Here is a 20883-nt window from a genome sequence, read left to right as displayed (position 1 = left end):
ATTATTTCTTAAGCCTTGAAATCATCAATATGATCCAAATAAACTTTATCTCTATTCTCTAATTCTCGTACCACGTTTTTATATTTTTTCTCGTCTAAATTATAGAAATTAATATCAATCATGGCTAGAACCAGTAAGAACACGGGAATAATGGTTGTTGTAATTAAAATTCCCGTTAATGCCTCTGGAGTTTGTGCCTGATTTGCCACATACCCAAATTTGTCTAGAACCAGCCCAGGAATAATTCCTCCCAGGGCCATACCAAACTTAAAGAAAAAGCCGATTATAGCGTATATGAGCCCACCCATTCTTTTCCCAGTTCTATACTCTCCATATTCTATTGTTTCAGGAATGAGCGCCCACATATATCCCCCGGCAGTGAGACTTCCAGCAGCAGCAATTAATCGAAAGAAAAGTATGAGGTATATATTACTTGGCGGAACAAACAGTAAAGCTAAGAGGCCGATAATATTCAGTAATAATGCGTAGTTTAGTAATTTCTTCTTCCCCAATAATTGATGAAGCCTTGGAATAAACGGTAAGATAACCAAAGCAGGCAAACTTCCTAACAAACCGTACCACTTCACCAAATCCTCTCTTTCTAAGTTATACGTTACGTAATAAATGCCCACCGAATTACTGATTGAATTCACTCCAAAAATAATAATAAAGAATATACTTAACACAACAAGTGGACGATTAACACGAAATTGTTCAAATATATCCGAAAATTTAATTTTCTCCTCAGACTTTTGAAGTGTGACACGTTCTTTAGTGCTTTTAAAACAAAAGATGAAAAGGCACCCGCCTATCATTCCCAAAATACCCATGGTTAGTTGCCAGCCAAGAGATTCGTTGCCGGAAGTATCGCTTAAATAAGCAGCCAGTAAGGGAACAAAAAATGCAACGACAAGTCCCCCAAGATTCGCAAATAACATACGAACAGAAGTTATACTAACAACTTCTTGATTATTTCTAGTCATTGCAGATGTTAACGCGCCATATGGAACGTTTATCGTTGTGTATGTAAGCGACAAGCCAACATAGGTCATATAGGCATATAGTAATTTCCCCATATCCGAAAAATCTGGGGTTGTAAAACAGAGTATGGCCAGTATGACAAATGGAAAAGCTCCGAATAAAAGATACGGTCTAAAGCGTCCAAATCTGCTATTCGTTCTGTCTACTATTGTTCCAATAAAAGGATCAGCGAGAGCGTCGATGATTCTAACCACTAAGAACATAGTACCGGCTGTTGCTGCCGATAAACCAAATACATCTGTATAGAAGAACAAAAGATAAGTAGACACTGTTGCATAAATTAAATTACATGCAAAATCTCCAGACGCATATCCAACTTTTTCAACCATGCTAATCTTCTTTACATTTTCACTGAGCATGATTTCTCCCCTTTTCGATCCTATAATAAGGAACACTATGAAATGGTATAAAATTTTCTTCAATCTTATGGCCAGTAAGCGTTTTATAAAAGCGCTTTCAAAATAATTCGAGAAATTTTAGTGGTTTACTTTCACAGAGCATTTTCATCATCTAAATGATTATCAGCAAGCAGTAAGTTCATCTTTTTTCGTCACACCTTATATGCCTGCAAAAGGAAAACACTTTCGTTCATACATTGTTTAGCTCCAATTAAATCGAGCCTCATCTCCCTTCCATCCATATTTAGTAAGAACCTTTTTCTTATGGACAATTAAAATTCGTCTCATTAGTTTGTTGATCAGACAAACTAACTTGATTTAATATTATAAAATCCTTTCGCCTTTTTCAATATTTTTTCAGAAAAATCTAATTCATCTATATTTGCCTTCATTTCTTTATTCAGTTTCTTAAATATTTAAGAAATGTCACGTGTCAATTATGACGCTCAGTCCTTTTTGATACAGTACGCTACTTACTCGTAAACACAGATTCTTGTGTTCAACCATATGGCAAAGATGATCTAAGCGAAACAAGGAATTGGTTAGCAGCGGTAAGCTGCAATTAGAGTTTGATACAGGTGATCGCAGAGATAAGTATGGAAGGCTGTTAGCATACCGTTTGTGTTGATGGCAAGTCTGTTATGGATATGTGATTGACCGCGGATTTAATGCCTGTGTTAAACAGAAAAATAAGCGGTTAAAAAAGCATAACATCTAAATCAGAAAGCACCAAGTGACATTTCCACTATACCAATAAAAGAAAACGAAATTTGTCCTCTGCAGCGTCAACTGGAGAATCACAAACGTTTGCACATTGTATTGAGATTAGAAAGAAATATCCGAATGGCGTCTTAGCTCTCATCCTGCTTATCAATTTAAAATGTACAAGATCATGACAACTAGCTTAGGAATGATAACTGAAAGCCCTTATGGCTTTTTTATTTCTCGGAATGTTTGTCCTGTAGTAAAAATATTAGCATCTCTTCAATTTCTTTTTCTAAATCATTATTATTCAAATCGAATAATGTTCCACAACCTGTTCTTATATATCCACCGTAGTAATACCATAAATCAATTGTAAAAGCGTCTAAATCTTCATCATAGGCTGTCACAGTTCCATAATTAATTGTTATTCGGGAACGGTATTCTTTTTCTAAGCATCTCTCAGCTGTTAAATCACTTAACACATCTCCATCTATGTCTCTACAAATTTTGATGCTAAGGTTACGTTTGCCCTGACTTCCAAAAGCATCTGTGTACTTATGTTGCAGTTTTTCTGCTACTACTTCCCCTAAGCCTTCCAACGCAAATATTTTTTGTTTTAATTCTAGATTTATATCCTTCTCTAGAATATGCAAATAGCCATCAGCGTTTGGACTTTGATTTTTCTGTTTCTTGAATAAACGTCTTAAAGCTTTCTGCACAGTGTTGTCCTCCTTACAGTTTAAAACGAAACTAACGCCAGAAAGAATGTGAGGGAACTCTCTGGCCTATGGTGACTATATACCAACTATGATATATACAGGATACTTTATATTCGGGATGTATTCAAAACTGTTAGATAGTGAGTTTTCAGAAGTGCAAATATACTTAAATTCATTTATCAAAATTGAAACAAAAAAGAATAATAGAAATTAATTCTGTATTAGTTTTTTCAATATGTTAATTTTACTTTCGTCTTTATTATTCTTCTTTGTTCTTCTAACCATCTAATAAAGACTTATTATAAATCTTGAGGTAATCAACAATAGTTAGCAAATGATATTATGCTCCATAATATTCAAAAATCTCTAGAGTATTGTAGTCTACATCTGCAAATGGTCTTAAATCCTCTATGTAGGCAATGCCTATTTTAGTATTAGTTTTCCTAAATTCATGCTCTTGTAAATCAACCATTTTGTATCCTTGCAGTTCCATAAGTTTTTTTAATTTTCCCCACTTTTCCTCTAAAAAAATTAAAGGAATTAGGATATCAATACTTCTGGGGAAAAGTCCAACCCAGTTACCTTTTCAAGACCTAAAGAGCCATATAATAATGGAGTAATGTCTAACTCCTTATTAAGAGTTTTAGCTATTTTTATAAATTCATTATACAGTTCCATTTCATGTCCTGCCTCTAAAATCATCTTGTCAACAGCTGCTCGTAGGTGTGAATGTGCTATTCAACTTTCCCCTCCCTTCGAAGTTTTTAGTAATCCTTGTATGTATCCTCTTCGCAGTTAAGTCATCCTTATACTCTTCATACTCAGAATCAACCGGATTTCATCTGAAGCTTGAACCGCCACTATCCCAGAAATCGATTGTTCAACTGACTGGCTTCAGCAAAGTCAACAATCAAAATATTCCGATAGCTTTTTTATTGATTCCTTCTATTCTTTAGGATTTTAACACATTACTCAAGTTGATGTTAAAAATAAACAAAGAGAGGAAATGAAGGTTTGTATTACATGAAGTCTTTAAATTGATCTAATATAATTTCAGTATCTTCATTTTTGGACTTTCCTAACTCCTGAGCAGCTTCTCGAACTATCTTTCTTAAATTTGCCGACTTTATTTGATGTGTGTACGAAGAAACAATTGACATCAATACATCAGCCAATTCAAAAGCCATGTCACCTTTTATTTCTATGGAATTTTCTTTAATAATGTGCAGTATCCACTCTAGGTCTTCAAGACTTTGGATTGGAAAAAGAGAAATCCTATGAATCTCTAAAGGATTCTTACTAATCAGTATTTTTTCGACTTCTTCCTTCTTTATAGCATCAGGATCATTTGGATCAATAGTATGAACATCAAAATCTAAGTTATCGTATTCATGAGTTTCATCTTCATATTCATGTGTATATAGCTTAGATAAAAATTCATCAAATGAATCTGCAATCTTAAAGTCATTATTTAATTCAAGGTCAAAGTAATGAACAGGTGGATTCTCATTCGTTTGGCGATAATCCAATGCAACCCAATTGTGTCCATCTCCCTGTATTAACAACAGTTTTTGGGGTAGACCCCATTCTTTTATTAGGTATTCACTCTCTAAGATTCCCAAATCTTTTTCTATCCCTCTAATGTGATCAACTTCAATATGGTCGTCTGCACAAGACGTTTCCTGATTTGTTGGGAACGCATTAAAATTAATCAATCCACCATTTTGTTGAATAATCAATTTTTTATATTGTTGAGGCAAAGTTAAGTTTAACTTTTTTTCGACTTTTTTTATTTCGTCTTCACTGATGTCTTTTAACCTTAAAGGATCATATTCAGGTTTCTCCCAAAATACTCTCATTTATTACCTCCTATAGGTTACGTAATACATACAACTATACATATACGCTTCTAAATTTGTAATGTTTCATGAAAATAAAACAGACGGAGATATCTTACGTAAGTCTACTCTCTTCAATGCGTTTAATCGCATTTTAAAACGAGCAAATATTGATAAAATGCCAATCCATGCATTCACACGCATGCTGTATTACTTTTAGAATCAGGTGCAGACATGAGAGCGCTTAGGTCATAAAGGTAACCGCGAATGTTTATTCTCATGTAAGTAAAAAACTTGACCAAAACCGGACAAAGAATTATGTCTCGCCAATCGTAGAGTTAGATTTCTAACTTCAAATATTTTTGGTCATAATTTGGTCATTGACCAAAAATCTAATTTCTCATTCTATTAATCTAAATCAAAAAATCCCCTGACACCAATAGTGCCAAGGGATTGAAAGATTAATATTGAGACATATACTGTTCGCGCTCCCAAGGGTGAACCTGCGTGCGGAACATATCCCATTCGATTTCTTTTGCTTCGATGAAGTGTTCGAATAGGTGCTCGCCCAGCGCTTTGACCATGACTTCGTTTGATTTGAATTCTTCTAGCGCTTCCGCAAGTGTTGCTGGAAGGTCAACGATTCCGTTTTCCATGCGCTCTTCTTTGCTCATGACGTAGATGTTGCGGTCGATTGGAGCTGGCGCTTCTAGTTTGTTTTTGATTCCGTCTAAGCCTGCAGCAAGCAATACACTAAGTGCAAGGTACGGGTTAGCAGCTGGATCTACGCTGCGGACTTCAACACGTGTGCTGATGCCGCGGGAAGCCGGGATACGGATAAGCGGGCTTCTGTTTTGCGCGCTCCATGCAACGTAGCAAGGTGCTTCATAGCCAGGAACAAGACGTTTGTAAGAGTTTACTGTCGGATTTGTTACTGCTGTAAAGCTTGTTGCGTGCTTCACGATACCTGCAATGAAGTGTTTCGCTGTTTCACTTAACTGAAGGTCTGCGTTTTCGTCATAGAATGCGTTAACGCCATCTTTGAAGAGTGATAGATTGCAGTGCATACCGGAACCGTTCACACCGAACAATGGTTTTGGCATAAATGTCGCATGCAGACCGTGTTTGCGGGCAATTGTTTTGACAACTAGTTTAAACGTTTGGATGTCGTCACAAGAGCGGACTGCACCAGCATATTTAAAGTCGATTTCGTGCTGGCCAGGCGCTACTTCGTGGTGAGACGCTTCGATTTCAAAGCCCATCTCTTCAAGCTCAAGAACGATATCGCGGCGGCAGTTTTCTCCCAAGTCAGTTGGAGCCAAGTCGAAGTATCCGCCTTTGTCGTTTAGTTCAAGCGTCGGCTCGCCTTTTTCGTCTAATTTGAATAAGAAGAATTCAGGCTCAGGCCCGAGGTTGAAATCACTGAAGCCTAGGTCTTCCATTTCTTTCAGAATCCGTTTTAAGTTGTTTCGCGGGTCACCTTCGAAAGGTGTGCCATCCGGATTGTAGATATCACAGATGAAACGTGCTACTTTACCTTTTTCAGCTGTCCATGGGAAGATAACAAATGTATTCAGATCTGGATACAGATACATGTCTGACTCTTCGATGCGAACGAATCCTTCAATAGAAGAACCGTCAAACATGACTTTATTATCAAGCGCTTTTTCAAGCTGACTTACAGGAATCTCAACATTCTTGATTGTTCCAAGAATGTCAGTAAATTGAAGACGGATATACTTCACGTTTTCTTCTTTTACTAATTTTACGATATCTTCTCTAGTGTACTTTGCCATTTCGTAAAACTCCTCCTCTTAAAAGGTAAATGTATATAGCAAAACAGTTGCTAACGGATTAATGAAAGAAGCGGGACATGTCGCCTTGGCGGAATGTATTCCCTCTTTGAAAACGGCCGGCTTGCATGAGCTCGTTTTTCAGGAGCTGTCTCAGTTCGTCATCGGACAGATCATGTTTCACTGGTTTTTTCGTCTTCTCGTTTTGTTTTTGCTCCGGCTCGGCTTCCGCTTTCGCCAGAATCTGTTTAATTCCTGCCATGTTTACACCTTGTTCTATCAGGTGCTTGATTTCTAACAGTTTATCTACATCATGAAATGAAAATAATCGTCTATTCCCTTCGCTTCTGGCTGGAAATATCAGTCCATTTTCCTCATAATATCGAATTTGCCTTGCTGATAACTCCGTTAACTGCATGACAATTCCTATTGGAAATAAAGGCATTGAGCGGCGAATATTATCACTCATCTCAATTTCCTCCTTTTCTTAACTTAGTTTCATTATAGGTGATGTTATATTTTGTGTCAATACGATGTAAGGATTCTTAACATCAAATTCAGTGAAATTTTAAAAAAATTTAAATTAATTGCTTTTCCATCAATGAATCCACTGCACTGCATATGGCATTCTTCACATGCGAATAGGTTAATCCACCCTGAACATACGCTACATACGGCGGGCGGATAGGACCATCTGCTGATAATTCGATGCTTGCTCCTTGAATAAATGTGCCTGCTGCCATAATGACATCATCTTCGTATCCCGGCATGTAGGCTGGATAAGGTGTCACGTGGGCATTGATCGGCGATGCATATTGAATGGCCTGGCAAAAGGCAATCATCTTTTCTCTGTCAGAAAACTCAACGGATTGTATCAAATCTGTTCTTTTCGCATCCCATTTCGGGTTTGAAGTGAAGCCCAGTTTTTCAAGGAATCTCGCTGTAAACACCGCTCCCTTTAAGCTTTGAGACACAACGTGAGGCGCCAAAAAGAATCCTTGATACATTTCTTGGAGCGAGTAAAGAGATGCTCCTGCTTCTCTGCCGATGCCAGGTGACGTCATACGGTATGAGCAAGCTTCAATCCATTTCGCTTTTCCAACGAGATAGCCTCCTGTTTTCGCAAGACCGCCGCCGGGATTTTTAATGAGAGATCCCGCCATCAGATCGGCTCCGACATGGCAAGGCTCAAGCTCTTCCACAAATTCCCCGTAACAGTTGTCCACAAAGACGATCAAGTTTTCATTGATTTCTTTTACAAACCGGATCATTTCTTTTATTTCATTAATTAAGAAAGAAGGACGATTTGCATACCCTTTTGAGCGCTGAATGCCGATTACTTTCGTCTTCGGGTTGATCGCAGCGGCGACTGCATCATAGTCTATTTTTCCGTCTTCCGTCAGATCAACCGCATTGTAGCCGATTTGAAAATCCTTTAACGATCCAGCGTTTTCTCCGCCTCTGACGCCTACAATTTCTTCTAGCGTATCATATGGCTTGCCCGTTATATAAAGAAGCTCGTCCCCCGGTCTGAGAACACCGAACAAAGCAATCGAGATGGCATGCGTGCCTGAGATAATTTGCGGCCTTACAAGCCCCGCTTCTCCGCCAAACACATCCGCATAAATGCTTTCAAGCGTATCTCTTCCGATATCATCATAGCCGTATCCAGTAGACGGCGTGAAATGAGTGTCGCTTACTTTGTGTTTTCTATAGCTTTGAAGCACTCTCCATTCATTGCGCTCGCTGATTTCTTCTATTTGTTTATGAACACCGGCAATGTCCGCTTCCACTTCCATTGCCGTTTTTTTCAATAATTCTCCGTGTGTTAATGTGTCAAACATGTTTTTGAATTTCCTTCCTACATATACTTCTTTAATTCACCGATGATGCTTTGCTCTTCTTGTACATAGCCTGATATGTCGTACCGTTCATTTTCTTCATTAAAATAGAAGCGATCAACCATCGTTTCCGATTTGATTCTGGAAAGGAGCTTCCCTTCACTTGCCGGCACATGCGCTTCAAATGACGTTAACAGCTCTTCGCGCAGATAGCGCTGAATCGCTTCTTTAAACGCATTAGCGTCTTCCTCAAATTTCGCACTGACCATAATGTGATCCCTTCCGGCAGACGGTATGAAATCAGGCAGTTTTTGATCACGTTTATTGTAAGCCGTCAGCATCGGAATATCATCGGCTTCAAGCTCCTCAAGCAACCGAAGCACCGTTTTTTCGTGTCCTACGTAATCCTCATTTGAAGAATCAATCAAATGCAGGATCAAATCCGCTTCTTTTACTTCCTCAAGCGTTGATCGGAATGCAGCAATCAGAGTTGTCGGAAGATCCTGAATAAACCCTACTGTATCTGACAGAAGCACGCTATAGCCGCTTGGCAGAACCATTTTCCTGGTCATCGGGTCCAGTGTGGCAAACAGGAGGTCTTCTTCATAGCTGTCAGCACTTGTCAGGCGGTTGAACCATGTTGATTTCCCCGCGTTTGTATATCCGACAAGCGCAATTTGAAGCACACCGTTTTTCTTTCTTCTTTCACGGTACCGGCTTCTATGGCGGATAACGGTTGAAAGCTGTGTGTTGATTTCGTGAATGCGATTTCTGATATGGCGGCGGTCGGTTTCCAGTTTCGTTTCCCCGGGACCTCTCGCCCCAATTCCTCCGCCTTGCCGGGAGAGATTGATCCCTTGTCCCGTCAGCCGCGGTAGTGCATATTGCAGCTGAGCCAGCTCAATCTGAAGTTTGCCTTCTCTCGTTCTCGCCCGCTTTGCGAAAATATCTAATATCAATTGCGTGCGGTCAATCATCTTTACTTCAATCGCTGTTGCCAATGACTTCAGCTGACTTGGCGACAGCTCATCATTAAAGATAAGGAGATCAGCTTCAAGTTCTTCCACCAGTGCCTTTAGCTCCTCTACCTTCCCTTTTCCTATATATGTAGCGGCGTCAGCCCTGTTCCGTTTTTGTGTGACGCTGGTCAATACTTTTCCGTCTGCTGTTTTTGTCAAAGATGCAAGCTCTTCCATGGAATTTTCAAAATGCTCATCCGTGATATGCGGCAGCTGACATCCGACTAAAATAGCTTTTTCTTGTCTTGTTTCCTGTTCGTTCAAATGGATGTTCCTTTCTTTTGCATATTGGGCAGTAGTATTATCATACCAAACCCTGCATGTGTATACCACAAATCGATTGCTTTGAAAAGCAAGAAATACAAGCAAAAAACAGACCTCTCGAACACTGAGAGGTCTATACAGAGCCAGACGCTTCTTCTTTAATGGATAGATCTTGGCTTTTGATGGTCATCAAATCGCTTTTTAAGTATTGATCTCCCATTAAAAGCCTCATGGCTTGCGCTCTGATCGATTTTTCGATCACATTTCTGACAAAACGGCCATTACTGAATTTAATGGGGCTTGTCGTGCTTTTGACTGTCATTAAGTAATCTTTCAATTTCCATTCCGCTTCTTGACTGAGCTGGTATTCCCTATCAGCGATCATGCGTTTCGCAATCTCCATCAGCTGGGTGACAGAATAATCCGGAAAATCAATGGAGATGGGAAATCTTGATTGGAGACCGGGATTTAATGAGAGAAAATGATCCATTTCCCGAGAATATCCGGCAAGGATCAAAATAAACTCATGCTGTTTATCTTCCATATGCTTTACAAGTGTGTCGATCGCTTCTTTTCCAAAGTCCTTTTCGCCGCCTCTAGCCAGCGAGTAAGCTTCGTCTATAAACAAAATGCCGCCTAATGACTTTTTGATTAAATCTCTCGTCTTTTGGGCGGTGTGGCCGATATATTCTCCGACCAGATCAGCCCGCTCCGCTTCTATCAGGTGGCCTTTTGACAGGACATTCATTTCAAAGAACAGCTTGCCGATCAGCCGTGCAACCGTCGTTTTTCCTGTTCCCGGATTTCCTTTAAACATCATGTGCAGCGCTTGCTTCCCCACCTTTAAGCCTTGCTCCGCACGTTTTTGGTTCACAAAAATCCAGGCGTATATTTCCTTGATGTTACGTTTCATTTCCTCCATCCCAACCAGTGCGCTCATCTCTTTTTCGATTTCCTTCAAAATGCCGTGCTTTGCTTCGTTTTTTTGCAATGCAGCTTGATATTCCGCCTCTGCCTCAGCATTCGTCAGCACCTGCTTTTGCCCGTTAAGAATAATGTTGATCTGTCCGTTGTTTTTATATGTCACAGCGCGCTCCAACATTTTCACCTCTCTGTTCTCTCTATATGATATTCAAGCGGATGCCGTTTGTGACAAACGCCTATCATGTGTCGAAACAATTGCTTTTTTCGGGAATGATAAGGAATCTTGCGCTTTCCCGAGAAATACTTTATTTCTTATTGTATTCACGGACAGGGGGTGGACAAACCAAGAGATTTTGTTTTTAACAATTTTGTAAGGAACACTGCTATGAATATGGTGATATGCCTTTGACATATAAACTTCTTTATCACGGACACTTCCTATATCGCTTTCAACAGCTCAAATGAATCTCTCAGCGGAAGATACTCTCCGAAGCTGCGCTCTTTGTCCGTTGCGCACCCTGTTTGGCATGACACTTTCGGTTTTGAATAGGGAGCGAGCCAAAAATACGAATTGATCACACCTGACAGCATATTGATCGCGGTTAATTTGCTGCCCTCATTCGCTCAAGATACCTGAGACATTTTTTTCTTCTATTAATAAAGAGATGTCTTCAGCGACACGTTTTCCTTGCCTTTTTCTTCTCAGCATATGAAAGGAGCTTTGCGTATTAATTTACGTTCCAAGTGCCTAACGCAAAGCTGAAGACAAGACGGTATCAGTGGAAATAAAGCCGAACCCACAAAATTCATATTTTTCATTCAGATAGAATCTGCTGTCGCTTCATGTTGAATTGTGCGCTTTCCCGAGAAATAATTTCCGCATCCAAAGGGTTATTTCCTCATTTTTTAGACGAATGATAATCGTACAAGCAGGAGCCGTGTTTTTTCATATCCTGTAATGAGGTGATGAAGAATGGTTAAGATTTTTATTGATCCTGGCCATGGCGGGTCTGACCCAGGCGCAACAGGAAATGGCCTTCAAGAAAAAACGTTAACCCTGCAAATCGCTTTAGCTTTACGTACGATATTGATAAATGAGTATGAAGGGGTTTCTTTGCTGCTGAGCCGGACAAGCGACCAATATGTCAGCTTAAGCGACCGGACAAATGCTGCAAATAGCTGGGGAGCAGATTTCTTTTTATCCATTCACATTAATGCCGGGGGCGGAACAGGTTTCGAAAGCTACATTTACCCGGGAGTCGGTGCCCCGACGACGACTTACCAATCGGCAATTCACTCTAATGTGATACAAGCTGTCGACTTTGCAGACCGCGGCAGAAAAACAGCAAACTTCCACGTTTTAAGGGAGTCAGCAATGCCTGCCCTATTGACCGAGAACGGTTTCATTGATACCGTTGCGGATGCAAATAAGCTGAAAACAAACAGCTTTATTCAAAGCTTAGCGAGAGGGTATGCAAACGGGCTGGAGCAAGCCTTTAACCTTAAAAAGACCTCTAGCTCTAGGTTATATAAGGTTCAGGTCGGCGCATTTAAAGTCAAAGAGAATGCGGACTCACTTGCAAGCAGTGCTGAAGCTAAAGGCTTTGACACGATTGTCCTTTTAAAGGACGGATTATACAAGGTACAGATCGGCGCATTTTCATCCAAAGACAATGCAGATGCTCTTGCTGCCAGAGCGAGAAATGCCGGCTTTGACGCTATTGTGATTCTAGAATCATAGTCTAGACGCGGACTAGCGTCTCGTAAAAAAACCCGGCTCCTCATCATGAGAAACCGGGTTTTTTTATTCAAGAATATCAATAACAAATTGTGACCATGTTTCCAGACGGTTATAGATGTCGTCCTGTTTTAATTCAGAGATTTTCATCCATTTTCCCGCAATTTGTTCTTTCTCCTTCACTTCCACTTGTGAGCCTGGCTTTAATTGAAGCGCAGAAAGAATACCAATATGCACTTTGCCGACACTGTTTTCATCATCATTGATGAGTCCCAGTGTGACAATCGCCTGTTTATCTTCTTCATTTATTTGCAGTTCTTCGTCAAGTTCACGGTCTGTGTTCAGCTTTAAGACTTCAGCAAATGAGGCTGCTCCTTCAATCGAGTTCATATGGCCTCCAAAGCCGAGAGAAAGCTTATTGTGCAGACGCGATTCTCCGCCGCCAGCCAGCCGTTCGTAAAGGAAAACTTCATCTTCGCGCTTAATGACGACATAAGGGATCGGCTGCTTGAAATGCGGATCTTCTTCTGCGTCTCCCCTTCTCATTTCACGATAGCCGGCTTCGATCTGAGCCATGATTTCTGCTACTTTGCTATCTTCACTGTTCACGCCCTGGAAGGTTAAGCTTTCTTTCTTAAACACGTCATCGCGCGGGGCGACTAAAATCATTTCGTCCATTTTTCCCATGGTTACTGCGTCCTCCTCATTTGAACCTTCAAGCGAAAAGAGCAGATATTATATCTGCTCTTTTTCATCTCCAAAATAAAAGTCATCGTCTTTGAGCGGCTCAACTGTCGCCTTTTTATAACCGTTCCCCTTCATAGAGAAGAAGTCATGTGATTTTGTTTTTGTATTTAATCCGTTTAAAACGATCGGATTAATATCTTCCTCTTCAAAATATGGATCAAATCCAAGGTTCATCAGCGCTTTATTGGCATTATATCGGATGAATTTCTTTACATCGTGTGAGAGTCCAACTTGATCGTACAAGTCTTCTGTATACTCAAGCTCATTTTCATATAACTCATTCAGAAGGTCGATCGCAAATCCGCGAAGCTCTGCTTTTTTCTCTTCTGTCTGCTTATTGTAGATTTCCTGAGCAAGGAGACCCACATAGACGCCGTGAATCGCTTCATCACGAAGGATCAAGTTAATGATTTCCCCGCTTTGCATTAGTTTTCCTTGTCCGTAGAAATATAACGGATAATAGAAACCGCTATAGAAGAGGAAGCTTTCCAGATAGACGGAAGCAACCATCGCTTTGAACAGTGAAATCTCGTCATCTTTTTGAATGGCTTTGTAAAGTCCGACGATGATTTGCGCTTTTTTCTGCAAATATTTATTTTGTTTGACCCACTCGAATACTTCATTGATGGTTTCAGTCGGTGCCAGGGTCATGAAAATATTAGAGTACGATTTTGCGTGAACGGCGTTCTCCATCATCGCCATAAAGTTCAGCACGGCTTTCCGCTGGTGGCCGTCTACGTGTTCAGCCACGATCGGCATTCCTGTATTCCCCTGCTCTGTATCAAGAAGAGTCAATCCGGCCAGCACCTTCATATACGTGTCTTGCTCGTTTTTCCCGAGGTACTTCCAAGTGAGGAGATCGCCGTTTAAAGCAATCTCTTCCGGAAGCCAGAACTGTTTCACATTTTGGTTATAGAACATTTGGGTAAAGTCGTCTTCATGCTTTGACCAGTTTGCTGCGTCATAAATTTTCGTCACTATAAACTCTCCTTTAATCAAACAACACAAGAAAGGCAGCTGTCTTGCCCAGTATCTTTCGTTCTTGCATAGTAAATGGTTTTAATTCCTCTGTGATGTGCATACAAATCAATCCGGTTTAAATCACGAGTCGTCATTGTATCTTTTAGGAACAATGTAAAGCTGATTCCCTGATCAACATGCTGCTGGATTGTCGCGATCATATCTACGACTTTGAACATATCCATATCATAGGCTTCTTTGTAGAAGAACCAGTTATTAGATGCAAGCCCAGGCATTGGGTAGTACGTTTTTGAGTTGCCGTATGTTCTTTCTTCAATCCGTTCCATAATCGGCATGACAGATGCCGTGCTTGACTGAACGTATGAGATAGAGCCTGTCGGCGCAATGCATAATCTGTAGCTGTGATACATGCCGTGTTCAGCGACAAATGCTTTTAATTGTTTCCAGTCCTCTGTCGTCGGGATGTGCATGCCTTCAAACAGATTTGCAATTTTTTCGTATTTCGGCGAGAAATCAGTTGAAACGTACTTATCGAAGTATTCACCAGTTGCATAGGTTGATCCTTCATATTGATCAAACGTCTCGCCCTTCTCTTTTGCGATCTCCGCAGAACGCTGGATAGAGTAGAAGTTCACCATCATAAAGAATGTGTTCGCAAAGTCGCGCGCTTCTGGGCTTTCATACGCGATGCCGTTTTGCGCAAGGTATCCGTGAAGGTTCATAGCGCCGAGGCCGATTGATTTCATCGCTTTGTTTGCCCGTCTTACAGCAGGCGCATTACGGATATCAGTCGTTTCAGAAACGTGAGTTAAAGAATCAGTCGCAAGCTTAACAGTCTTTTCAATCGATTTGTGCTCCATTACGTTGAGAATGTTAAGCGATCCTAGGTTGCAGGAAATATCCAAACCGATTTCATCTTCTACATCATAGTCTGTGTAAGAAGAAACTTGAGATGCCTGCAGCACTTCAGAGCAAAGGTTAGAAAATTTCACCTTTGAAATATGGTTATTCGCATGTACTTTGTTGACATTATCTTGGAACATGATGTACGGATAGCCTGATTCAGAACGAAGCATCGCCAATTTTTCGAGCAATTTCCGCGGGTTGATTTTCTCTTTTTTCACCCGAGGGTTGTCGACGAACTTATCGTACATTTCATTCATGTCCATTTCGTCCATGTGCTGTCCGTACTCTTTATAGATGGTATGCGGATAGAATACGTAAGCCGCTTTGTCCTCACGCGCAAGCTCAACGAACTTGTCCGGAATGACTACACCGATTGAAAGTGTTTTGACGCGCACATCCTCATCGGCAGAAATCTTTTTCGTATCGAGAAAATCATTGATATCGCGGTGGAAAATGTTTAAATACGCCGCACCAGATCCTTGTCTTTGTCCCATTTGATCAGCATAACGGAACGCGTTATCAAGAAGCTTCATGACGCCTACAACGCCTTTTGTGGCATTTTCAACATCTTTAATGGCTTCACCTTTCGCGCGAAGCTTGGACAGGTTAAGAGAAACCCCGCCGCCCAGTTTTGAAAGCTGCATGGAGATATCGATCGCTCTTGAAATATCGTTTAATGAATCATTGACTTCGAGCAAGAAGCAGCTCACCAGTTCTCCGCGGCGTTTTCTTCCCGCGTTCAAAAATGTCGGTGTGCTTGGCTGATATTCCTGATTGATCATCAGGTTCACATATTCTTTTGCTTTCTCAGTGTCGCCGTTTGCGAAGAAAAGCGCGACAATTGAGATTCGGTCCTCATATCGCTCGAGGATTTTTTTCTTGTCATTCGTTTTCAAAGCATAGTCATTATAGAATTTAAACGCACTCATGAAGGAAGGAAAACGAAACTTCTTAGCGTAAGCTGTCTTAAACACTGCTTTAATGTCTTCAAAAGAATAAAGGCTTAAGAATTCCTCTTCGTAGTATTGGTTTTCAATCAAATAATCCAGCTTCTCTTTTAAGTCGTGAAAGAAAACTGTGTTTTGATTGATATAATCTACAAAATAGCTATGTACAGCCTCTTTATCCTTATCAAACTGGAATTTTCCATCTTTTTGGATCATGATTTCGTTATTTAACTGGATCCATTTTGGCACTTGATTTTGTGACAACTCTTTCTACCTCCTGAGTAAACAATTCAACGTCTTTAGATGTGCCGCTGAGTTCAAATTTGTGCAAGATCGGCACCTGATATTGTCTTGAAATGGTATCGGCGCTTTTTGCAAAGTTATCGCCCCATACTTTATTGCCGCTCGCAGCGACTCCTAATAAAAGATGGGCGTATTTTTCGAGAAATGATTGTGTTGATGCCGGTACCTGACCGAAGTTTGTCGTGTAGGTGACCAAAACAAACGGAGTGTCCAGGTGATCAATTTCGTCCACCTTGCGTATCTGCTGAAAGCCTATTTTATTCACAAACCGCTGAACATTCCCTGTTTTTGAATCAAATATGATTTGTACCACGTTTTATCACGACCTATCAAAAAATATGAATCTCTCATCACTAACACTATATATAGTATACTATCCTCTATCAAAAACACAATATATAGATTTGTTTTTATGAAAAATTCATATTTTGATCAAATCAGGCAACTGGCCAGACTCATAAGGGCCCAAAAAAGAGAGCAGAACGAGAATCATCTCTCGTCCTACTCGGGGTGTCGTTTTTAAGCCGATGTATATCATAACATGAAAAAAAAATGCTTAGTAGTCTAGATTTTTTTTTCTTAAGCTATCACAGCATTTTTCGCTCTCTACTGTTTCTTCTATTTCAACATCAGCACCGATCTCTTCTAAAACCGCCTTCAAAGCGCTGATAATTGAGGCTTCTCTGACTAATTCTTTTCCGTTCACAATGATGCTTGTTCCGTATTCATAGCAAGAATCATCTTCGCAAATTTCTTCCCAATGATTCACGATCACTTTATGCTTCATTTTTTCACCCTCTGTTTGATCTGTGTCTGTATTTAGTTTAGCGGGTAGCATCCGCTTTGTAAATTCGGATGCTTGTGAATTTTATTCAAGCTCATCATCCGAGTATTCTTTCTTCATCTTTACCTCATTGCGGGACTCATTATACTCATAAATTTTGATATAGCCGTCCTCCACAACACCAAAATGATTATGTTCAAGCGGGAACGAGGTTGGCGGAGGCGTTTCATAGCCTGAATTGCCACTGTCTGTTTCGATGATGGTATCTTGATTCCCGCACGCCCCGAACAGTAAAAAAACAGCTATCCACACAAGCGCAATCCTGATTCGTCTCAGTTCTGCTTCACTTTCAAACAAGGTCGCGTCACTCCCAGATATGATTTTTACATGATATTCGATTTAGTCTTGCATATGTTGATTTCATAAAAAAAGACCGTGCCTTGGCATGGTCCGCTTACAAAAAAGCTTGGAACAAAAGTGGATCAATTTTAAAAAATGGCTGCCGGGATTCCCCCGACAGCCTCCCCATGTCTTGACATGGTATTTTTTGATTTATTCGAGTTCAAGCTGGACGTTTTTTTGCGGCGCAAACGTTGAGATCGCATGTTTATATATAAGCTGCTGCTTACCTTCCGATTCCAGCAATACGGTAAAGTTATCAAAGCCTTTCACCTGGCCACGCAACTGAAAGCCATTCAGCAAAAAAACAGTGACATACGTATTTTCTTTCCGGATTTGATTCAAAAACTGATCCTGAATATTAATCGGTTTCATGTTTCGTCCTCCTTGATTCTCTATATCATACAGTTTCGATTAAAGTTCGAGTTTTCCTGCTATATGTGTGAAAATTTCCTTTTTTTTCAGCTCCATATCAACGGGCGGTGTCATATCGAACCAGGCAACCTGCATTTTGTTGCGAAACCACGTCAGCTGGCGTTTCGCGTACCGCCTTGAGTTCTGCTTTAGCTGATCGACGGCATCAGAAAGTGTCACAAAACCGTCAAAATATGCATATAGCTCCTTATAGCCTATCGCCTGTATCGATTGACAGTCTCTCACGTTCCTGTCGTAGAGGCGCTTCACTTCCGGAAGAAGGCCTGCCTCCATCATCATATCGACCCGCTGATTAATTCTTGCGTAAAGCGTGTCTCTATCCATTGTCAGTCCGATTAACACTGCATTGTACACAAGTTCTCGTTTTTGTTCCTGCAAATGCTGAGACATGGTTTTTCCAGACGTATGTAAGATTTCCAGTGCACGAATGACTCTTCTCGTATTATTGGGATGAATCGCTGCTGCTGCCTCTGGATCTGCCGCAGCAAGTTTGGCATGAAGAAAGTCAGCGCCTTCCCGCACGGCAGCTACTTGCAGGCTCTGTCGAAACGCAGGATCGTTCGCCTCTTCCGTAAATGTATAATCGTAAAGCACAGATTGTATATAAAGCCCTGTACCGCCGACAATCATCGGAAGCTTTCCTCTTTTTGCAATCTCGCTGATTTTGTTTCTCACTAAGCTTTGATAATCAGCGGTGGAGAAGGAATCTTGGGGATCTAAAATGTCAATGAGATGATGGGGCACTCCCTCCATCTCCTGTTCATTGATTTTAGCTGTTCCAATATCCATCCCTTTATAAACCTGCATCGAATCACCGCTGATAATTTCCGCGTTCAAAGATTTAGCTAGCTGAATACTTAAATTTGTTTTCCCCACTGCCGTCGGTCCGACTAAAATGACAACGGGCTGCTTCGTATTATTCAATGTGTATCACTCTCTTTTATAAATCTCCCCCCATTATAGCATTCATCATGTACAACCACCTATCCATTTTGCCCTATTTTTGAACCGGTAAACATCTTTCTACCACCCGAGCGGCTCATTGCCGACGATTTCTCTCGTCTTTCCTTTCAGGGCATGCCGATGCGTTTTTCTTCCGTCATCTTTCGGATCATACACAACGCCTCCGTACCGGATCTCAATCGGTTCATTATAGGCCAGATACGTCGTTTCTTCGATTTCATGATAATGGGTGCCGTCCGCTAAAGGAATCGCAGGCCCTGAGATTCCGTAATATCGGTGAAAATGGCCGTTTTCAAAAGAAGTGATCCCTGTAAAGTAATGTGTATGCTGATCGGTATTCGATCCATTAGCCGGCTGAGTAAATCCTTCAATGAGATGATAATGTCCCTGTTCTCTCGTCGTTTTGACATGATACGCATGTACGTGAGGCGGCGCTTTTGACCAGTCAGACGGATACAGGCCCAATGTGATCACATCCCTTCTTTTTCATCAAACGCCCAATCAAATCTGGGTAGGCTGAATACACTGCATCATCTACACTTTATTACAGGAGGAAAGAAAAGATGAACGAGGTAGGCAATTTCACTGCTGAAGATACAAGAATATTTGGAAGACCTTTCGGATTTGGCAGACCTGGATTCGGCTACGGGTTTGGAAGACCTGGATTCGGGTTTGGCCGGCCATTCGGTTTTTACGGGGGACCTTTTTTCGGCGGCCTAGTTGGCGGGCTTGTAGGAAGCGCTTTATTTAATCCTTATTTTTATGGCGGATATCCCTATTATCCGTTCACCCCATTCCCTTACTACTATTAAATACAAAAGGCCTCTTCAAAAGGGGGTCTTTTTATGTGATTGAAAATGAATCGCTTGACTCATACATAGGCATACACTAATATTTTTCTAGCTGAAGATCTTTTCAAATCTAAAAATGTAGTTGAAGTGAGGAGAATGTACGATGTTGGTAGGATATATATTCCTCACGATTGCCATATGCTCGGAATCGATAGGAGCGGCCATGCTGAAAGTATCTGACGGCTTTAAAAAGTGGAAGCCAAGCGCTTTGGTCGTGATTGCCTATTCCCTCGCCTTTTATATGCTGTCGCTAACCTTAAACCATATCCCCCTCAGCCTCTCGTATGCGACGTGGAGCGGTGTAGGCACGGTGCTGACGGCAGTGATCGGAGTGAAATGGTTTAAGGAAGAATTGAATGCCAAAGGGCTTATCGGGATTCTTTTATTAATATCAGGGGTCGTGTTACTTAACTGGCAGTAAAGGAGTGATAATGATGAAAGGATTGCTTTATTTGGCTCTTGCCATTGTATCTGAGGTTTTCGGGAGCACAATGCTGAAGCTTTCAGAAGGATTTACACAAGCCTGGCCCATTGGCGGAGTCATTGCCGGATTTCTTTCTGCTTTTACCTTTCTAAGCTTTTCTTTAAAAACAATTGACTTATCAAGCGCGTATGCGACATGGTCTGGCGTTGGAACGGCGCTTACAGCCATTGTCGGGTTTTTGCTTTTTGGCGAAACCATCAGTTTAAAGGGCGTGTTCGGGCTCACGCTTGTCATTGCAGGCGTCGTTGTGTTAAATCAGTCGAAAGCCCCTGCTAAAGAAAAAAAACAGACGGTCTGTGAGTGACCGTCTGTTTTTTATTCTCCAGCCCGTTTTACAGAGGCTTCAAGCTGCAGCTCGACATTTCCTTGAATTGCGCGTGAAATCATGCATGACGACTCCGCCTTTTCACAAAGTTTGTGTGCCAATGCGACATCTTCTGGTGAAGCATCATGTTTGAGGACGACGGAGGGACGGTGAATAATCTTTTTGTATGTAAAAACTCCTTTTGTGACGTCGACAATGCCTTCTGACTCCATCTGCAAGTCTTCCTTTTCCAGCCCGCTTCTTTCCATCATCGCAGCAAGTGTAATAATGTAACAGGTCGCTGCCGCCCCGAGAAGCATTTCATCTGGGTTGGTCCCCTCTCCCGGTCCATCCATTTCTTTGGGAATGGAAATAGATGTGATTAAGTTCCCGCTTTCGATCGTACCAACGTCATTGCGGTTACCCGGCCAGTTCGCTTTTAAATAAAAATGATGATCTGCCATCGTATGTTTTGCCTCCTTTTATGATCCTATTTCAG

22 protein-coding genes and 2 pseudogenes are annotated in these 20883 nt (G+C 41.0%); 5 read left to right on the top strand and 19 right to left on the bottom strand.

Annotation, left to right across the window (positions count from 1 at the left end; translation table 11 throughout):
• Positions 1-8 precede the first annotated feature (8 nt).
• Positions 9-1400: an MFS transporter gene (locus Q5C82_RS04600; protein WP_003221137.1), complete on the bottom strand. Its 1392-nt coding sequence runs from the start codon at positions 1398-1400 to the stop codon at positions 9-11.
• Between the two features lie 497 nt (positions 1401-1897).
• Here Q5C82_RS04600 and Q5C82_RS04595 point away from each other — a divergent pair.
• Positions 1898-2055, top strand: a pseudogene (locus tag Q5C82_RS04595) (thermonuclease family protein); the annotation flags it as partial.
• Between the two features lie 322 nt (positions 2056-2377).
• Here the strand turns inward: Q5C82_RS04595 and Q5C82_RS04590 are convergent.
• The 8 genes and pseudogenes from Q5C82_RS04590 to spoVK form a co-directional block, all read right to left on the bottom strand.
• Positions 2378-2863, bottom strand: coding sequence for a hypothetical protein (locus Q5C82_RS04590; protein ID WP_003221134.1), 486 nt, complete (start codon positions 2861-2863; stop codon positions 2378-2380).
• Between the two features lie 210 nt (positions 2864-3073).
• A pseudogene (locus Q5C82_RS04585) lies at positions 3074-3541 on the bottom strand (hypothetical protein).
• A 341-nt stretch (positions 3542-3882) separates the two neighbouring features.
• Entirely contained in the window at positions 3883-4722 is an 840-nt protein-coding gene (locus Q5C82_RS04580; RefSeq protein WP_003221128.1) for an SMI1/KNR4 family protein, read from the bottom strand.
• Positions 4723-5162: 440 nt separating this feature from the next.
• A complete protein-coding gene (gene glnA / locus Q5C82_RS04575; RefSeq protein ID WP_003221126.1) occupies positions 5163-6497 on the bottom strand; it encodes a type I glutamate--ammonia ligase in 1335 nt (444 codons plus the stop codon).
• A 58-nt stretch (positions 6498-6555) separates the two neighbouring features.
• Positions 6556-6963 (bottom strand): transcriptional repressor GlnR, encoded by a 408-nt coding sequence (gene glnR, locus Q5C82_RS04570; RefSeq protein WP_003221123.1) that lies wholly within the window; start codon positions 6961-6963, stop codon positions 6556-6558.
• A 109-nt stretch (positions 6964-7072) separates the two neighbouring features.
• The gene (locus Q5C82_RS04565; RefSeq protein ID WP_003221121.1) at positions 7073-8338 is read right to left on the bottom strand and encodes an aminotransferase class I/II-fold pyridoxal phosphate-dependent enzyme; all 1266 of its coding nucleotides are present in this window, start codon (positions 8336-8338) and stop codon (positions 7073-7075) included.
• A 17-nt stretch (positions 8339-8355) separates the two neighbouring features.
• Entirely contained in the window at positions 8356-9618 is a 1263-nt protein-coding gene (hflX, locus tag Q5C82_RS04560; RefSeq protein WP_003221119.1) for a GTPase HflX, read from the bottom strand.
• A 133-nt stretch (positions 9619-9751) separates the two neighbouring features.
• A complete protein-coding gene (gene spoVK, locus Q5C82_RS04555) occupies positions 9752-10720 on the bottom strand; it encodes a stage V sporulation protein K (protein WP_019714490.1) in 969 nt (322 codons plus the stop codon).
• A 795-nt stretch (positions 10721-11515) separates the two neighbouring features.
• Here spoVK and Q5C82_RS04550 point away from each other — a divergent pair.
• The gene (locus Q5C82_RS04550) at positions 11516-12283 is read left to right on the top strand and encodes an N-acetylmuramoyl-L-alanine amidase (protein WP_003221113.1); all 768 of its coding nucleotides are present in this window, start codon (positions 11516-11518) and stop codon (positions 12281-12283) included.
• 63 nt (positions 12284-12346) lie between these two features.
• Here the strand turns inward: Q5C82_RS04550 and Q5C82_RS04545 are convergent, their stop codons facing one another.
• The 9 genes from Q5C82_RS04545 to Q5C82_RS04505 form a co-directional block, all read right to left on the bottom strand.
• The gene (locus Q5C82_RS04545) at positions 12347-12967 is read right to left on the bottom strand and encodes a hypothetical protein (RefSeq protein ID WP_003221111.1); all 621 of its coding nucleotides are present in this window, start codon (positions 12965-12967) and stop codon (positions 12347-12349) included.
• 48 nt (positions 12968-13015) lie between these two features.
• A complete protein-coding gene (gene nrdF / locus Q5C82_RS04540) occupies positions 13016-14005 on the bottom strand; it encodes a class 1b ribonucleoside-diphosphate reductase subunit beta (protein ID WP_003221108.1) in 990 nt (329 codons plus the stop codon).
• 17 nt (positions 14006-14022) lie between these two features.
• Positions 14023-16125, bottom strand: a complete 2103-nt coding sequence (gene nrdE, locus Q5C82_RS04535; protein WP_003221106.1) for a class 1b ribonucleoside-diphosphate reductase subunit alpha — start codon at positions 16123-16125, stop codon at positions 14023-14025.
• Positions 16085-16477: a class Ib ribonucleoside-diphosphate reductase assembly flavoprotein NrdI gene (nrdI, locus tag Q5C82_RS04530; RefSeq protein ID WP_003221104.1), complete on the bottom strand. Its 393-nt coding sequence runs from the start codon at positions 16475-16477 to the stop codon at positions 16085-16087. Before nrdI ends, nrdE begins: the two co-directional genes overlap by 41 nt.
• A gap of 243 nt (positions 16478-16720) precedes the next feature.
• Positions 16721-16951: a hypothetical protein gene (locus tag Q5C82_RS04525; RefSeq protein WP_003221102.1), complete on the bottom strand. Its 231-nt coding sequence runs from the start codon at positions 16949-16951 to the stop codon at positions 16721-16723.
• A gap of 81 nt (positions 16952-17032) precedes the next feature.
• Positions 17033-17305: a YmzC family protein gene (locus tag Q5C82_RS04520; protein WP_003221100.1), complete on the bottom strand. Its 273-nt coding sequence runs from the start codon at positions 17303-17305 to the stop codon at positions 17033-17035.
• A gap of 195 nt (positions 17306-17500) precedes the next feature.
• The gene (gene hfq, locus Q5C82_RS04515) at positions 17501-17722 is read right to left on the bottom strand and encodes an RNA chaperone Hfq (RefSeq protein ID WP_003221097.1); all 222 of its coding nucleotides are present in this window, start codon (positions 17720-17722) and stop codon (positions 17501-17503) included.
• A gap of 39 nt (positions 17723-17761) precedes the next feature.
• Positions 17762-18706, bottom strand: a complete 945-nt coding sequence (gene miaA / locus Q5C82_RS04510) for a tRNA (adenosine(37)-N6)-dimethylallyltransferase MiaA (RefSeq protein ID WP_003221093.1) — start codon at positions 18704-18706, stop codon at positions 17762-17764.
• A 99-nt stretch (positions 18707-18805) separates the two neighbouring features.
• A complete protein-coding gene (locus tag Q5C82_RS04505) occupies positions 18806-19219 on the bottom strand; it encodes a YmaF family protein (RefSeq protein WP_079996368.1) in 414 nt (137 codons plus the stop codon).
• A gap of 89 nt (positions 19220-19308) precedes the next feature.
• Here Q5C82_RS04505 and Q5C82_RS04500 point away from each other — a divergent pair, with 89 nt between their 5' ends.
• From Q5C82_RS04500 to ebrB, 3 genes are all read left to right on the top strand, one after another.
• Entirely contained in the window at positions 19309-19557 is a 249-nt protein-coding gene (locus Q5C82_RS04500; protein WP_003221089.1) for a hypothetical protein, read from the top strand.
• A gap of 142 nt (positions 19558-19699) precedes the next feature.
• On the top strand, positions 19700-20017 hold the full coding sequence (gene ebrA / locus Q5C82_RS04495; RefSeq protein WP_003221087.1) for a multidrug efflux SMR transporter subunit EbrA: 318 nt from the start codon (positions 19700-19702) through the stop codon (positions 20015-20017).
• Positions 20018-20030: 13 nt separating this feature from the next.
• The gene (gene ebrB / locus Q5C82_RS04490; protein WP_003221084.1) at positions 20031-20384 is read left to right on the top strand and encodes a multidrug efflux SMR transporter subunit EbrB; all 354 of its coding nucleotides are present in this window, start codon (positions 20031-20033) and stop codon (positions 20382-20384) included.
• An 11-nt stretch (positions 20385-20395) separates the two neighbouring features.
• On the opposite strand, the gene Q5C82_RS04485 is transcribed toward ebrB, so the two are convergent.
• Positions 20396-20848: an OsmC family protein gene (locus Q5C82_RS04485; protein WP_003221080.1), complete on the bottom strand. Its 453-nt coding sequence runs from the start codon at positions 20846-20848 to the stop codon at positions 20396-20398.
• Between the last annotated feature and the right edge of the window lie 35 nt (positions 20849-20883).

The sequence above is a fragment of the uncultured Bacillus sp. genome, from assembly GCF_958411575.1.
In the GTDB taxonomy this organism is placed as follows: domain Bacteria; phylum Bacillota; class Bacilli; order Bacillales; family Bacillaceae; genus Bacillus; species Bacillus spizizenii.
This window is presented reverse-complemented; position numbering and strand designations above follow the sequence as displayed.

What these genes read in the sequence shown, in the direction of transcription:
- Q5C82_RS04600 (WP_003221137.1), bottom strand. Translation starts at nt 1,400, where the DNA reads ATGCTCAGTGAAAATGTAAAGAAGATTAGCATGGTTGAAAAAGTTGGA.
- Q5C82_RS04580 (WP_003221128.1), bottom strand. Translation starts at nt 4,722, where the DNA reads ATGAGAGTATTTTGGGAGAAACCTGAATATGATCCTTTAAGGTTAAAA.
- glnA (WP_003221126.1), bottom strand. Translation starts at nt 6,497, where the DNA reads ATGGCAAAGTACACTAGAGAAGATATCGTAAAATTAGTAAAAGAAGAA.
- glnR (WP_003221123.1), bottom strand. Translation starts at nt 6,963, where the DNA reads ATGAGTGATAATATTCGCCGCTCAATGCCTTTATTTCCAATAGGAATT.
- Q5C82_RS04565 (WP_003221121.1), bottom strand. Translation starts at nt 8,338, where the DNA reads ATGTTTGACACATTAACACACGGAGAATTATTGAAAAAAACGGCAATG.
- spoVK (WP_019714490.1), bottom strand. Translation starts at nt 10,720, where the DNA reads ATGTTGGAGCGCGCTGTGACATATAAAAACAACGGACAGATCAACATT.
- Q5C82_RS04550 (WP_003221113.1), top strand. Translation starts at nt 11,516, where the DNA reads ATGGTTAAGATTTTTATTGATCCTGGCCATGGCGGGTCTGACCCAGGC.
- Q5C82_RS04545 (WP_003221111.1), bottom strand. Translation starts at nt 12,967, where the DNA reads ATGGGAAAAATGGACGAAATGATTTTAGTCGCCCCGCGCGATGACGTG.
- Q5C82_RS04525 (WP_003221102.1), bottom strand. Translation starts at nt 16,951, where the DNA reads ATGAAGCATAAAGTGATCGTGAATCATTGGGAAGAAATTTGCGAAGAT.
- hfq (WP_003221097.1), bottom strand. Translation starts at nt 17,722, where the DNA reads ATGAAACCGATTAATATTCAGGATCAGTTTTTGAATCAAATCCGGAAA.
- Q5C82_RS04500 (WP_003221089.1), top strand. Translation starts at nt 19,309, where the DNA reads ATGAACGAGGTAGGCAATTTCACTGCTGAAGATACAAGAATATTTGGA.
- ebrA (WP_003221087.1), top strand. Translation starts at nt 19,700, where the DNA reads ATGTTGGTAGGATATATATTCCTCACGATTGCCATATGCTCGGAATCG.
- ebrB (WP_003221084.1), top strand. Translation starts at nt 20,031, where the DNA reads ATGAAAGGATTGCTTTATTTGGCTCTTGCCATTGTATCTGAGGTTTTC.
- Q5C82_RS04485 (WP_003221080.1), bottom strand. Translation starts at nt 20,848, where the DNA reads ATGGCAGATCATCATTTTTATTTAAAAGCGAACTGGCCGGGTAACCGC.